Source organism: Candidatus Similichlamydia epinepheli, from assembly GCF_003056015.1.
In genome coordinates, this window is the sequence record NZ_PPEU01000018.1 from 1 (window position 1) to 14,776 (window position 14,776).

General features: G+C 40.0%; 14 protein-coding genes and 1 pseudogene. 11 read left to right on the forward strand and 4 right to left on the reverse strand.

Features of this window, described 5'->3' with window-relative positions:
- The 3 genes and pseudogenes from GCCT14_RS01845 to GCCT14_RS01855 all read left to right on the forward strand — a co-directional run.
- Positions 1-280 (forward strand): annotated as a pseudogene (locus GCCT14_RS01845) (hypothetical protein); the annotation flags it as partial.
- Positions 261-1,154, forward strand: a complete 894-nt coding sequence (locus GCCT14_RS01850; RefSeq protein ID WP_157952474.1) for a ferredoxin reductase domain-containing protein — start codon at positions 261-263, stop codon at positions 1,152-1,154. The pseudogene GCCT14_RS01845 and the gene GCCT14_RS01850, both read left to right, overlap by 20 nt.
- Positions 1,141-2,187: a KamA family radical SAM protein gene (locus tag GCCT14_RS01855; RefSeq protein ID WP_108623987.1), complete on the forward strand. Its 1,047-nt coding sequence runs from the start codon at positions 1,141-1,143 to the stop codon at positions 2,185-2,187. Before GCCT14_RS01850 ends, GCCT14_RS01855 begins: the two co-directional genes overlap by 14 nt.
- On the opposite strand, the gene argS is transcribed toward GCCT14_RS01855, so the two are convergent.
- Complete coding sequence (gene argS / locus GCCT14_RS01860; RefSeq protein ID WP_108623988.1) at positions 2,158-3,840, reverse strand: arginine--tRNA ligase; 1,683 nt, start codon at positions 3,838-3,840, stop codon at positions 2,158-2,160. The genes GCCT14_RS01855 and argS overlap by 30 nt on opposite strands.
- Before the next feature lie 151 nt (positions 3,841-3,991).
- On the opposite strand from argS, the gene GCCT14_RS01865 reads away from it, so the two are divergent.
- The 8 genes from GCCT14_RS01865 (at position 3,992) to GCCT14_RS01900 (ending at position 11,684) form a co-directional block, all read left to right on the forward strand.
- A complete protein-coding gene (locus GCCT14_RS01865) occupies positions 3,992-4,726 on the forward strand; it encodes a DUF2709 domain-containing protein (protein WP_108623989.1) in 735 nt (244 codons plus the stop codon).
- Positions 4,726-5,226 carry a tRNA (adenosine(37)-N6)-threonylcarbamoyltransferase complex ATPase subunit type 1 TsaE gene (tsaE, locus tag GCCT14_RS01870; RefSeq protein WP_157952475.1) on the forward strand — a complete coding sequence of 167 codons (501 nt, stop codon included), beginning with the start codon at positions 4,726-4,728 and terminating at the stop codon, positions 5,224-5,226. Before GCCT14_RS01865 ends, tsaE begins: the two co-directional genes overlap by 1 nt.
- Positions 5,227-5,300: 74 nt before the next feature.
- Complete coding sequence (gene yihA, locus GCCT14_RS01875; protein ID WP_157952476.1) at positions 5,301-5,846, forward strand: ribosome biogenesis GTP-binding protein YihA/YsxC; 546 nt, start codon at positions 5,301-5,303, stop codon at positions 5,844-5,846.
- Entirely contained in the window at positions 5,833-6,546 is a 714-nt protein-coding gene (locus GCCT14_RS01880) for a putative quorum-sensing-regulated virulence factor (protein WP_108623992.1), read from the forward strand. Before yihA ends, GCCT14_RS01880 begins: the two co-directional genes overlap by 14 nt.
- A gap of 22 nt (positions 6,547-6,568) precedes the next feature.
- On the forward strand, positions 6,569-7,225 hold the full coding sequence (locus tag GCCT14_RS01885; RefSeq protein ID WP_108623993.1) for an HAD family hydrolase: 657 nt from the start codon (positions 6,569-6,571) through the stop codon (positions 7,223-7,225).
- 20 nt (positions 7,226-7,245) lie between these two features.
- Entirely contained in the window at positions 7,246-8,409 is a 1,164-nt protein-coding gene (locus GCCT14_RS01890; RefSeq protein WP_108623994.1) for a phosphoglycerate kinase, read from the forward strand.
- A gap of 148 nt (positions 8,410-8,557) precedes the next feature.
- Positions 8,558-10,072, forward strand: a complete 1,515-nt coding sequence (locus GCCT14_RS01895) for an Npt1/Npt2 family nucleotide transporter (protein ID WP_108623995.1) — start codon at positions 8,558-8,560, stop codon at positions 10,070-10,072.
- A 37-nt stretch (positions 10,073-10,109) separates the two neighbouring features.
- Positions 10,110-11,684, forward strand: a complete 1,575-nt coding sequence (locus GCCT14_RS01900; RefSeq protein WP_157952477.1) for an Npt1/Npt2 family nucleotide transporter — start codon at positions 10,110-10,112, stop codon at positions 11,682-11,684.
- A 327-nt stretch (positions 11,685-12,011) separates the two neighbouring features.
- Here the strand turns inward: GCCT14_RS01900 and GCCT14_RS01910 are convergent, their stop codons facing one another.
- The 3 genes from GCCT14_RS01910 to GCCT14_RS01920 all read right to left on the reverse strand — a co-directional run.
- Complete coding sequence (locus GCCT14_RS01910) at positions 12,012-13,520, reverse strand: glucose-6-phosphate isomerase (RefSeq protein ID WP_108623998.1); 1,509 nt, start codon at positions 13,518-13,520, stop codon at positions 12,012-12,014.
- A gap of 18 nt (positions 13,521-13,538) precedes the next feature.
- Positions 13,539-14,435: a hypothetical protein gene (locus tag GCCT14_RS01915; protein WP_108623999.1), complete on the reverse strand. Its 897-nt coding sequence runs from the start codon at positions 14,433-14,435 to the stop codon at positions 13,539-13,541.
- An 85-nt stretch (positions 14,436-14,520) separates the two neighbouring features.
- Positions 14,521-14,776 (reverse strand): hypothetical protein (locus GCCT14_RS01920; protein WP_204592930.1); only part of this gene is annotated, 256 nt, incomplete at its 5' end.

A 14,776-nucleotide genomic window follows, 5' to 3' on the forward strand; every position in this document is an offset into this window, starting at 1 on the left:
ATCTGGAATTGAACATGCTTCTAAGAAATTAGCATCCGATTGGGGATTGCATCATAAGAAGGACGTAATGCCTATTTTGTTCGGAACTATAATGGGTCAAAAGCACGGATTACCTTTGTTTGACTCATTCGAAATTTTAGGACCGAACCAGACACGGGTTCGCATAATGCAAGCTATCAGCTTTCTTGGAGAGATTCCCTCAAAGGAGATTTCCGCTTTAAAAATTTTGAAATACGAATGCCGTTTGGGAGAGTGGGCAGATGCCTTCGGGCCTATTTAGCCTCGTTCTTGAGAAGCGCCGTCTCATGTCAGGAAGTTGCTCAACGAAAAGAGTCTATCATTTGGTGTTCCGCTCCGAGCAGCCTATTTGCTATAGGCCTGGGGACCACTTCATAATACGTCCACCTAATCCTAACTTCCTTGTTAAAAAGCACCTTGAGTATGCGGATAAAATGGTCTCTCACGATTTTGAGTCGATCAAATGGGGACAATTTGATTTGTCGCAGCCATCCCCTAAGGGTGGCTTTAAACGTATGAAGAAAAGGTACTATTCTATTGCTTCTACCCCGAGAAAGGATCCTTCCATTTTAGAACTCATTGTAAGACACCTTGGCGCACTTCCTGACGAGCAATTTGGTACAGCAAGCTATTATCTATGTGAAGAAATGCAACTGGGAGAGACGGTTTCGGTGGAGATTCAGAATTCAGTTTTTCATGATCTTCATGCATATGATAATTCCGTTATCTTTTTTACAGCAGGGGTAGGGATTGCCTCTTTTATCGGTTGGATATTTGAGAGATCTATGGATGAAAGGGCTTCTTGGCTCTTTTTTGGAGATAGAGATGAAAGAGAAGACTTTCTTCATCGAGAGATCTTGTGTCAACTATCACAAAGATCTTGTTTCCAATTTTCAACTGCTTTTTCTAGATACAGTTGTGACAACGCTATCCGTCGTTTAGGAAATCTGATCACGGAACACGGTGATAGTATTTGGGATTGGATCAACAAAGGAGCATTAGTACTAATGGCAGGATCGATCCCAATGGGTAAGTCTATAATAAGTTCACTGCAGATATTATCTGAAAAACAAGGCAATCCATCGTGGATGTCAGAAGCTACTGATTCGGGTCAATTTCGACATGAGCTCTATTGACAACTTGAACTGTGACCAACACATCCTCTGGAAAGAGATTCAAAAGCAAAATATTCGCACGTTAGGCGCCCTATCATCATTGCCGAACTTGTCGTCTGCCCAACTGGAACTGTTTGAACAAAATGAACGATTTCCATGCAATATTCCTGTTAGACTTGCCCATAAAATTGAACAAGGAAATCTGAACGATCCCATCTTACTACAATTCTTGCCGACCAAAGAGGAGTCCTTTTATTCATCTGGATTTTCAGATGATCCTCTACAAGAAAAAAACTTCCTCAAAACACCTAGATTACTGCAGAAATATCACGGACGAGCTCTTCTCCTCCTAACTGGCGCATGTGCCATGCATTGCCGTTATTGTTTCCGCAGTCAATTTGAATATGCAAACTTCTCCTACAACTTCTCAAAAGAAATAGAGATAATTAGACAAAACAGATCTATAGAAGAAATTATTTTTAGTGGTGGTGATCCACTATCTCTCTCTGAAAATTCGCTTAAGAAAGTCTTGGATCAAATTGCTTCTGTTCCACATATTCGTAGAATTAGGTTTCACACTAGATTCCCAGTAGGAATTCCTGAGCGTATCAATGAATGCTTCCTTAATTTGATCTCTAGTTTTCAAAATAGATTTCAGTTTTGGTTTTTTCTACACATAAACCATAAAAATGAGTTGGGAGATGATCTGTTCCAATCTATCTTGGGAATTCAAAAACTTGGAATTCCTGTAGGAACTCAGACTGTACTCTTGAAAGGAGTTAACGATTCAACAGAATCCTTATCTTCTCTTTTTACCCAGGTTATAGATCGAGGAATCTTTCCATATTACTTATTCCAGTTAGATAGAGTATCTGGGTCTTCTAGATTCGAAGTCTCAATCGATAAAGGTCTCAAGATTATGGAAGAGATAAAAAAACTTCTTCCTGGATACGCAATACCTAGATATGTGCAAGAAGTTCCTAATCGCCCATATAAAGAAGCCTTGACTGCCAATTCGCTTGTATTACATGCGATCGATCAAATCGATCCCTAAGAGTTCAAGAGATTTGCCTAAAACGTCAGCCGTCAGACGGCAAAGAAGTGACCGTTCCATTTCTCTGAGAGAGCCTTCGACTCGACAATCCCTAACAAAACAATTGAACTGCTTAGCAAGATTATATGAATAATCAGCCAAAAGATGAGGGGTATTTACCTCTACTACTCTGTTAACAACGTCACGAAATTCCAGTAACAAAAGAGCCAGAGATCTCTCTTCTTCACAAGCTAAATCGATTGCGTCATAAACATCGTGTTCACAAGAAACTTTTCTAACTATACTTAAAGCTCTCACACGAGAATAAAGAATAAAAGGAGCAGTTTTACCGTCAAATTGGAGCATCTTATCATACGAGAAACGATAGTCGTGAATACGATGATTTATCAAATCAAGAAACTTCACAGATCCAATTCCAAGAACATGTGACGTCCGTAAAAATTCAGGATCAGACCTCTCCCACCCCTTCTCCACAAGTAAAAGAGCAGCACGTTCAATAGCTTCCTCTAATAACCCTATAAGAGGCTCGACGATACCACTACGGGTCTTAAATTTCTTACCATCGCTTCCCAAAACTAAACCAAATGGAACATGCATAAATTGAACACTCGAAGGAAGGTAACCAACTTTACGCGCAACTGCCTCTAAAAGCTCGAAGTGAAGAACTTGCCCGGAATCAGTCACGTATATGAGGATCTCTCCATTCTCCTCTTCCACACGATGACGAACAGCGGCTAGGTCTGTCGTATCATAGTTAAAGCCGCCATCTGACTTTTGCACCATAAATGGAATTTCATACCCATCGACAAAGATGCACACAGCTCCTTCTGATTCCTCAGCCAGGCAAGAATCACGAAGGTAATCAACCATACTTTGCAAATGATTCTTATAAAAAGACTCCCCACGTGAAATCAGATCTTCAATTCCTAAGAGGGAATAGATCTTACGATACCCTTCCTCAGAAATGGAACAGAGGCGTTCCCATACCTTCAGCAAATCCTCATCACCTCTTTGAAGAGCTATAACCTTTTCGTAAGCACGTTGCTTAAAAATAGGATCGTTATCAAACTGATGCTTAGATTGACGATATATGTCTGATATCTTTTCAAGATCTAACTTATCCGAAGGATAGTCATCTAAAAAAGCAAGAATCATCCCAAATTGTGTCCCCCAATCTCCTAAGTGATTCAATCGAAGAATGTCTGCCCCACAAAACTGAAATAAACGTGATAAAGAATCCCCCAAAATTGTTGAACGAAGGTGACCAACATGCATCTTTTTTGCTACGTTTGGGCTCGAAAAATCAATTATCACTTTCTTTCCATGAAAAAGGAGCGGAGGATTAAGAACGGTTGCCAACTTTTCTGCTAACCAAGATGAATTCAATCTAAAATTTAAGAAACCTGGTCCTGTAACGGTTACTTTCTCTAAAAAATGAACTTTCTCGAGCTCAATAATCAGATTATCTGCAAGTAAAAGAGGGGAACATCCTACTGTCTTGCACCACTTCATAACGTCATTACATTGAAAGTCACCTAGAGAAGTTGATCGACATCGCGTCAAAGAGATATGGCCTACTTCACACGCCAAATCTGGGAAAAGACGAATTACAACATCGCAAATAGCATCAGTCAAATATGAAAGAATAGTCACTAGTCAAGACCCAAAAAAACAAATGATTTATTTTGTAGAGAAGGAAAGCTCCGAAAAAGAGCTCGCCGGGAAACTCAAACAGACGATAACCTGCTGAAGGGAACTAAGTGTCTTTGCAAAGAAACAGTCATTAACAACACGGGGATTCTACATGCCTTCAGGGAACACCCTTTCAGCCGAGATGCTAAAAGAGCTGAAAAATTTCCTCAAGAAAAACAAACGAACTGACCTATTGAGCGTCTATCTTCGATACGTCGAAAGAATTCACGATGTTAGGCCCGTACTATTCCCAGGGACAAAAACGATCTACAAAAGCATAGAAAGCGCAATCGAGCTTCTTCAAAAAGAAGGTAAGGTTTGGCGCGAACCAGAAGTAAAGATAACCTACGAAAAGGGCAAGGTTAACGAGAATACAAAGAAGGTCTACATTTGTCCCTACAGTGGGAAGGTATTTGGTGATAATACCCACCCCAACCCACAAGACGCAATTTACGAATGGGTAGCTAAGTGCCCACAAAACTCTGATCGAGTAGGAGGCGTTAAAGCCAAACGTTTTTTTGTTTCTGATGATCCTGAAGTAATAAAGAGCTACATCAGCAAAAACAAGCGTTCGTTAACCAAAAAAGTTTTTTCCAGCCAAACCAATAACAAGCTCTATCACTCTTTAGAAGCGCTTCTAGAAGAGTTCAAAAGAAGCTACTTGAAACCTGTATCTTTATTTGAGGTGCAAAATCAAACACGTTTCACGATACACGCTGATTTGATGACATTCCTACAAGAGCATATTTGTGAACAGGCGGTATCTGACTTCGTAGAGTCCCTGACAGCAGACCCTGAGCTGAAAAGCTTTGTATCTTTGTGGGTTGAAGAGGAGCAAGAAAAATAGTGACGCTTAGAACTGGATTTTTCCAGGAATTAGAATCGGCGTTTTCGGCGCACTTGTTAGGCCCAGATTACGCTGTTTGTTCATTCGAATTGGATAATCTCGACAAACTTGCATCTCTCTTCATTAACTACATTCCAGAGACATGGGAGCTACCCATATGGCTTCTGCTTTTAGGCGATATGGGAAGCGGAAAAACAACATTCGTCAGAAGTATTGCAATGCAACTAGGTGTGAGCACAGTATGCAGTCCATCCTTCACTCTTCTACAAATACATCAAACATCCAGAGGGACCCTCTATCATTTTGATCTTTTTCATATCAACAGGCACCCAGAAAGAAAGTCTTCCATTTCTGAGTTTCTTGATTCACCTGGACTGAAATGTATCGAATGGCCAACTCATGAACTTATTAAAATGAATGCAAGTCCAGTTATCATCTTAAAATTGTCTTTGTTAAGCGAGACAAGTCGCCAACTTCACGTTGAGGCTCGTAGCGCGTGAACAATCGTGATTTCCTATTCGAGAGAATTAACAAAATATGTGAAACCCTCTCCCCATGGGAGGGAAAAAGACTTGTGTCATACCAAAAAAAGCCAAAAATGGTTTTGATGGGCCGTTCCAACGTAGGGAAATCTACTCTTTTGAACCACCTGTGTGAAAAAGAGTTCGTTAAGGTATCAAAAACTCCAGGCAGCTCTCAAAAATTTTCAATCTTTTCTTTAAGTGGCCATGCTCTTTTGATAGATACACCAGGTTATGGATTCACTAAAGCTCCAATCTCTCAAAAAAACAAATGGACCCATTCTTGGAACCAATACTTAGAACATCATGATCCTACCCGAGTATTTCTTCTCTTAATAGATGGCAAGGTAGGGCCCAAGGCACAAGACATTGTCTCTATTAACTGGCTACAAATTGGACAGATTCCATTTCTGCTTGCGCTTACAAAGAGTGACAGAACAACACGACATGAACGAGATAAGTGCAAAGCAGCTTTAGAGTCGTTTGCTATTCCTGAAAATCAAATCATACCCTGCAGTAAAAAAGATCCGTCATCTTGGAAACGTCTCAGAGCAGCAATTAAAAGATGTCTTTTGGAGATTCGTGATGCCTCCAATTGATCAAATCACGTTTGTATGCATCGATTGTGAAACAACTGGTCTTGATTTAACAAAGGATCGTGTTATTGAGGTTGGAATTGCTGTTTTTCGAGGTGAAACTATTATTGAAGAGTATACCACCTTACTTAATCCACTTGTTCCAGTTCCCGATTCGTCAATAAGAATTCACTCCATCAAAGATGAGATGCTAAAAAATCAGCCTCTATTTCAAGATGTTGCCCCTCATATTCTTTCTCTTCTTAATCGTGGTCCCATCATCGGTCATCAAGTTTCTTTTGATCTATCTATTATTCAAAAAGAAATGAAACTAATGGGATTGAATTGGACAATACAACAGCCCTCCATAGACACGTTGCGACTGGCTCGTGCGTACGGAAAGTGTCCTTTCCTTTCACTAGAAGGGTTATGCAATCATTTCTTTATCCCAATTAAAAAACATCATCGTGCAATGAACGATGTTAGAAGCACAATAGCACTTTTTAGAAAACTCACCTCAGGGTTTCCTTGTCTACAAACAATTCAAAATTTATTAGACAAGCCCATTGAAATGAAAACTATGCCACTTGGGGAATATCGAGGCCTTTCCATTAGGCAGATTCCACTATCTTACTTGAAATGGGCAATCAAAAAAAAATTTGATCTGGATCTACATTACTCTCTATCAAAAGAATTACAACGTCGACGCAATAGCGTCGACTAGTGCAAACGACCTTGGCTTAATTATGTCTGATTTTTATTCTCCCGAAGTGAAACTTTACATATTCGACTTAGATGGAACTTTGGTAAACACAGAAAATCCAGTATTAAGTTACTGGAATCGTGCGCTTTATAACTTAGGGTTCGATCCTGAAATTTTTCCGTACTTTAAACTAGTTGGAAGTTCATCTGTTGATTGGAAGCAAGAGCTAAAATCTCTGTACGGAGATGGCTTTCCCATGGATAAATTCGAAAATGAATTCCTAAAAGAAAAAAACATGCTTAATCAAGAAAATACAAAAGCTTTACCTGGAGCAAAAGAGGTACTCACGTTTCTTAAAGAAAAAAACAAAAAATGTGCAATTGCGACTGCAAACGTTCTTTGGAAAGCAAAACTTCTTTTGAAAAATGCGGGTTTATATGATTTTTTCTCGTTCATTTGCACAAGTGAAGATGTTGAACATCAAAAGCCTGACCCTGCCATTTACAACCTAGCTCTTAAGTTGGGGGCATGTGACCCCAAATGCGCACGTGCAATTGAAGATTCATTTATTGGCGCCCAAGCTGCACAATCAGCTGGTATTCCCTTAACACTAATTCCTTCTTTTACTATGACTGAAGATTTGCTTCATCAACTCTCATACGACCGAATTTGTGCTTCCCTGATTGATTTAATTCCTTAACTTTAATCGATAGGAGCCCGATGTCTTCTCAATTTCGATTTTTGTCGTATTCTGACCTTGATTGGAAGGGCAAAAAGATCATTCTACGAGTTGACAGCAACGTCCCTTTTTCTGCGGATGGAGAAATTTCGAATGATTTTCGGATAAAAACCTTTTTATCGACACTTAAACTGTTTCTCGAACACAATTGTCGTATCATCATCATTAGCCATCTATCTTCGAATAATCAGTTTAGCTTGAGAAAATGTGCTGAACGCTTACAGTTTCTCTTAAAAAGAGAGGTTGTTTTCATCCCTCATGATGAAAATTTCATAAAGCAAACCGGACTTGTTCCAGATGCGCCTATTGTAATGTTGGACAATTTGCGCCTCCATTCGGGAGAAGAAAAAAATGATCCTGCTTTAGCTAAAATTTTAAGCGGATTAGGAGATCTATTCATAAATGAGGCATTCAGCTGTTCACATCGAGAGCATTCATCAATTGTCTCTCTTCCATCATTTTTCCCAGGCAATTGTGGTGCAGGTCCTTTATTTCTAAAAGAGCTAGAATCACTTTCCTTACTTCTGTCTTCTCCTCTACATCCAAGATGTGCAATTGTGGGAGGGGCAAAATTAAAAACGAAAATTCCACTCATAAAAAGCTTAAAGGATTGGGCAGAAGAGATAATTATTGTCGGTAGAACAGCAAATTCATTCCTAAAAGTCATACACAATGCATCTCAATCATCTCAGGAAGAAGAAGAGCCTTTTTTAATGGAAATTCTATCTATTTTAGAAGAAGTTCCAGGGTTAATTCTTCCTTCTGACGGTATTGTAAAAGATGGAAACACATTGCGCGTTTGTACTTCGTCAGAGATCTGTAAAACAGATGGATTTTTCGATCTCGGGCCTCAGTCTATTGATATGATTCAAAACTGCTTAAAAAAACAAAAAACTATCTTTTGGAATGGTCCTGCAGGTGCTTTTGAGAAAGAAGAATTCTCGAAAGGAACAGTCGAAATCGCTCGTGCATTAGCAAAGGAAGACGCACAAACATTTGTAGCTGGCGGGGATACAATCTCCGCAATTTACTCAGCTGGATCAGAGTCAGGTATCGATCACTTCCTAAATGGAGGAGGGGCTAGTTTAACATTTTTGCAATGTCGTTCTCTGCCAGGGATACGCGCACTAGAAGAACAATGTTAGACAGAAAACCAATCTTGGCAAAAATGAATTTTCACTTTAAACTCCATATTTCTCTTGAGGAGAAAATGGAATAACGCATGTCGGATGAACTTGAGTTCCGCCTCTATTGTCACATCGAAGAGGTCCCTTCGCTTTTACTTAGAGTTCTATGACTTCTGAGTGGTTTAGAAAATTTCGGGCGATCTTTTGGCCTGTCTTCAGTAGTGAGAGGCCCGTTGTCGTTCGTTTGATGGGCGTCTTTTTTTTCTGTGGGTTTAGTTATCACACTTTGAGGCAGATCAAGGATAATATTCTTCTTGTATCTACAAAAGGCGGGATGGAGGTTGTTCCTTTTATCAAGGGATGGATGCTTTTCCCGCTTTCTTTTCTTTCTGTCTATTTGTTTTCCATGTCTGAGAAGAAATTCAAGGAGAGATCTTCCCTGGTTTTGGCTCTCCTTTTATTCTCTAGTTATTTTCTTTTTTTTCTCTTCTTCATCTACCCAAACCGAGACAATTTTGCGTGGCATTCTCTCGCAAATCTGATTGAGAAATGGAAACTCCCCGGATTAAGTGGGATGGCTGACATGATTCGTTATTGGCATCTTTCCATTTTCTACGTAGTTGCGGAGCTATGGGGGAGCATAATAATTCAGGTTGCTCTTTGGGGATTTGCTAACGAAATTGTTCCTATGAACGAGGCAAAGCGAATCTACGTGCCCCTCAATTTCGCATTGAATATATCCGGTGTAGCCGCTAGTTGGGTTGCTATTCGTTTTCTCTTTAACCAAAAGGTTTTTTATCAGTTTTTAGGTGAATTTCGATGGGAGCAAGGCCTGAAACTTGCCATTCTCTGTTTATTGTTAAGTGGGGTTTTTGCGATTTTATTGATAAAAAATCTCCCTCCAATTCCGTGGACAAAAACAACCATTACTCAAAAGAAAATAGAAAATGATCTTTCTTTCACGCAAAGGTTGAGATCTATTTTCATGAATCCATATACGTTCTATATTGCCGTCAATGTCTTTTCGTTTCATTTTTTAGTGAGCACTTTAGAGCTTTTTTGGAAAGAAAAAGTACGACAAATGTACGATCCAACTAGCGGAGAATTCTCTCTTCACATTTCCTGCGTATCCAAGTGGATATCACTTGCTTCTACATTTTCTTGTTTTTTCTTATCTGGAGAGATGATTCAACTTCTCCCTTGGAGAATAAGTTTCTTGCTCACTCCAATACTTGTTTGCACTACTGCCTTTCTGTTTTTTCTCTCTGCTTCTTACCCTAACAGTCTCGCTCACCTAACATCTACACTGGCTCTCTCTCCACTACAGATCACGATTTTCCTCGGAGATTTAGGAATTTTTCTTTCAAGGACATCTAAATATGTTCTATTCGATATTGTTAAAGAGTTTATCTATCTACCGCTTGAGAGAAAAGATCGGATTCAAGTTAAGACGGTAACTGACGGGCTGGTCTCTCGGGGTGGGAAAATTGTCTCATCTATAATGAACTTTACTTTAATTGGGCTAGGAAATGGCCCTCTTAGCCACGTTGCGCTTATTCATCTTCTATGTTCAGGACTTTCTATCGTGTGGATACACGCCACATCTCGTCTCAGTACACTTTTTCAAGAAAAAGAAAAGGAACATGAGCAGGGGGTGACAAAATTAGGGAAAGACATTTAAAATCGGGGTGATTTTGCTCTCTTGGAGCTTAAACATTTTGTTTTCTTGGAAGTTTGCTATAGTAGCTGCCTGTGGCTCTTTGGTCCTGTTAAGGCTTTTCAAGAGCGAGGTTCTTGATTCTTTGCGAGCCTATTTCTTTCCTGTTGAGAGAGGTGAAACTAGGATTCTCGTACCGTTAACGGTTATTCTTTTTCTCATTGCGTTCAACTATTACGGATTGAAAAGCACCAAAGACACGTTAGTGATAACGTCTGCTGGTGCCTCTGCAGTTCCTTTCATCAAGACTTGGGCGCTTCTTCCGTCTACGTTTTGTGCGTCTTATTTTTTTGCGATTCTTTCTCTAAGAATTGGCTCTCGTCGTGCCTTTCTAGTGATGTTGTCTCTTTTTCTTTCTTTCTATGCAGTTTTTATTTTCGTTCTTTATCCAAAACGAAATGACCTTCTATTTAATAGTCTTGCCAACTGGATTGAGCCCTATTTGCCGAAAGGCTTTGATGCAATTCCCATTCTTATTCGCCATTGGTCTTTCACTCTCTTCTATATTATTAGCGAGCTTTGGAGTGTGATCATATTAAACATCTGTTTCTGGGGATTTCTTAATGAGGTAATTGCAATTGAACAAGCGAAACGGCTCTATCCTCTTTTAAGGACAGGATTAAACTTTGCAGGAATCTTATCTGGTCGAGTGGGGTTGTACTTTGCTGCCATGCCATTCGATCCTACTTTACCATTTGGCGAAACAGCCTGGGATCAAGCTTTAACCAAGATGATGGTAGCGGTTCTCACTTCTGGGGCTGCTATATTCTTGATTTTTTGCTGGGTATCTTCTCAATTCAAGCAAAAAAAGACAGTTCCTCAGACTACGAACAGACCAAAACAAAATTCGTTGAAAGAAGGCTGGTCACTTTTATTTCATAATCAGACGATTCTGTGTTTGAGTAGTGTTACGTTTGCATACAATCTCTTGCTCAATCTGGGTGAAGTTTTGTGGACTGCACAGACCTATTCGCTTTGTCCAGATCCGTTATCTTTTTCTTCCTACATGCATCGTGTTGCAATTGTGACTAGCTTTGTTGCCTCTCTTTCTGCATTTTTCATGACAGGTAACCTTCTAAAGCATTTCAGTTGGCTTACAACGGCCCTGATTACGCCCTTTATCTCACTAGTCACATCTTTATTCTTCTTTTTGTTTCTTTTTCTTCCGCATAAAACAGCGTTTCTTGCCTCTTGGGTTGGCGTTTCTCCCTTGGAGGCTACTGTTTTTTTTGGGGCTTTGCAAAGCTGCTTAGCTCGTTCTTTTAAATCTGCCCTACTCGACATCAATAAAGATTTAGTTCTAATGGAATTGAGTGGAGCTCTTCGGGTTAAAGGCAAGGCCATCATTGATGGGCTAGCTGCTAGATCTGGGAAAGCGACTGCCTCTATCTCACTTACAATCCTTTTAGGACTTCTTGGATCAATTGATGCATGTACAGCCCCTATTGGGATTTTAAGTTGTGCAACGATTAGCTCTTGGCTAACAGCGACATATAAATTGGGCAAAAACCGCCATAGCAGGCGAACTGAAAATGCGATCTTTTATTCAAACAAAGACGATTTCTCTTCCCGATAAAAGTGTAAGCAGTCTAGCGAAATAACCAACGGAAACAAACAACTGTTGGGTTGCTCGTGGAACAAAAACATCAATTTTGGCAGCCGAAGATTGGGCCTGTTCTTTCGCTTCAGTCCTTAACTGTTTTAAGACAACGAACCATTGCAAAATTAGTCAATGGTCTTGTTCGAGGGCGTTGTTGGATTGTTTCATTATCATGTCCCCGTATTATTCGGGCGACACAGCCGAAAACCACATCCTGCACGACACTTCTACCAAAAGCACTTGATCCGCATCTGAATCAAGAAATTGTGGAATTTTGGAATCATACATTTGAATGGTGTCAGCTTACGAAGAAAAAAAAGTCCGATCCCAAAATTGACTGATTGAATCTGATCCAGAAAGTATTTGTTTGGCTAATTTCTTTCCGAATTGGACCCCTTCTTGATCGAATGAATTTATTCTCCAAATTCTTCCCTGAAATAGAACACGATTCTCATAAAGGGACCATAGAGCGCCTAAATTCTCAACTGAGAAGGTATCTCCCAAAAGAATGGTAGACGGGCGATTTCCTTGAAAATTACGATTAGGGTTTTGATTTGAACTACCTTTTGCAAGGGCAATCGCCTGCCCGAACAAATTTGCTAAAAGAAGGCGCTCCGGCGTTGTTTTTTTTCCTTTGAAACAAACAAACTCCACTGAAGCTCTATCTGTAGATTGGTGTAACCACTGCCCAAAAGAATGTTGAAAATTAGTACCTGGTTCTCCCCAAATCAGAGGGACGGTTGAGTAAGGAAGTGTGGAGCCGGTCTTGTCGATAGATTTTCCATTTGATTCCATTTCCAATTGTTGAAGATGAGAAGGGAACCGCCTCAACCCGTGAGAGTAAGGTAAGATTGCAACTGAAGGCAAGCCCAAACAATTGCGATGCCACACACCTAAAAGCGCCATCCAAAGTGGTATATTGCGATTTTGGTCTGTTGACTCAGCAATTTCATCCATGTCTCCAGCACCAGATAGAAACTGCAAAAAAGTTGACAATCCAAATGCAAACGCAATGACCAGTGCACCGGGAGCTGCAGAAGTCGAAAATCGGCCTCCGATAGATTCATCAAAGTAAAACACTTTACTGAACCTGGATTGTTCATCGAGCCTGCTACCTTTAACTGTAACGGCAACAAAGTGATCTTTTGGCTTTAAGTGATGATCGGAAAAGAGAGTCCGTAAAATGGACTCATTTTCTGCTACTTCCACTGTAGAGCCTGATTTGGAAATAATAGCGACACAAACTCTGCTAAGATCAATATTTCGAAGAACAAGTTCCACTTCCTTAGGGTCGCAAGATGAGAGAAACCTCACTTCTCTTACCGGAGCGGAGAGAGAAGAGCAGGCTAGGTATAGTGCCTCTAGTCCTAAATGGGACCCACCAATCCCCACGACTATTAAGTGAGTCCAAGAAATATCTTCTACAAATTGAGCAATTCGTTCTCTTTGTTCAATTGCCTCTAATCGAACATGTTCTACAAGAGGGTTCTCGCATGCAAGGAACGATCGCATAGCAAAATGAAGTACAGGACGGTTTTCTGAGGGAATTCCAATCAATGAATTGACTGGTTCTCCCCTCTTAGCTTTTTGCAAAAAAGCAATAAGTCCAAATCGATCTGCTAAATTCCAAAGGGCATCACAAGTGGACTCATCAACATGAGTAAGACCAAACATTAGTGTCCAACCTAATGCACTGGCAGTGAACCGTTGCAATCTGTCTACAAAGTCAACCTGTCTCAAATCAACACAGGTAGCTTTTTTTAGTTGAGAGATAACATTTTCCGTATTGATGAACGATTCCTCTTCCACCATTTAAACCTCTTTTCAGCTTTATACTCTTCGCTGATGAATAAACATGTCCCTGTCTGGAGAATCTTTTTTCTCTCGTTCCTTTTTTTTCTGTTCCTCATCAGGCATAAGTCCCAAACGATTTGTTACACGAGAAACTCGATCTACTTTCCCATATAAATGCATTTGACTTCTCACCTTAGGATCAGGAATCATCTTTTCATAGATCGAACTAACGAAACCTTCAATACGAGTTTGAAGATCCTTGTAACCTTCGTCGTTCTCAATACTTTTCATTAAGTTTTCTAGATTCTTCTCGAAATCTGGGCTAGAAGCATCTAGGTTTCCGTCACCAGATTCGGCCAACTGGTCTCTATAGGATTGAATTGCCTCGTTTTGATCTTGAATCTTAACTGACATCTCATCGAAAAGCTGATTTACTCCTTGTACAATCTCTCCCTGGAGATCTTCTGGAGAAAATCCACTTGATTCAGGTGCCGATTCCATGACTTTTCCAAAATAATCGGCAAACATCTCCTTTTGGGAATCGATCATATCCTGTAATTGTGGCATTTTCTCGCGATCGAGAGATGCCATCGCTTTCTTGAATTCATCCTTTTTAGAATAAGAGGATATCTTCGAAGTGAGCTTCTGGGCAGATTTGTATATATTCGAAAAATCAGCACCCTTAGAAGACGATTTGAGTACTTCCTTTAACTCACTATCGTTCCCAAGTTCATTGAGCAAATTTTTCAAAGAAGCAATAGATTCTTCATCGGCTCCGCTTTTACCTAGAAAATTATTGAGCAGAAGATCGAATGCATCAGGCAATTCGGGCTGCTCTTGCTTCTTTTCTTTTTCTCTTTCTTTTTCTCTTTCTTTTTCTCTTTCATGAAAACGTCTGTAAGGATCTTCTCCGAATTGGCCGAAATGGTTCATCTTTCGCTCCTCGAGTGTTTTACCTAATCGTCATTGTAAACAAGCTTTAGAACTAGGGGCAAGTTCACGATGTCTAAGCAAGAAATCATTTTTGTGCGCAATTTTGCCAATCTCCTCGCTTCATGATTTCCTCGACTTGTTGACGTGCACAAGCAGCCTCATAAAGTGAGACAGATCGAAGTCTCAAACACCAAATTAAAAGTATCAATGGAGACGAGGAATCTTTTTCCTTAGAGAACACTGGATCTTTAGCTACTGACTCTGCCAAATGCTTCAAATCGACAATATCTCTATTCAGAAAACAGCTAGAGACGAATCCGTTGACCGCTATCATCCACTCT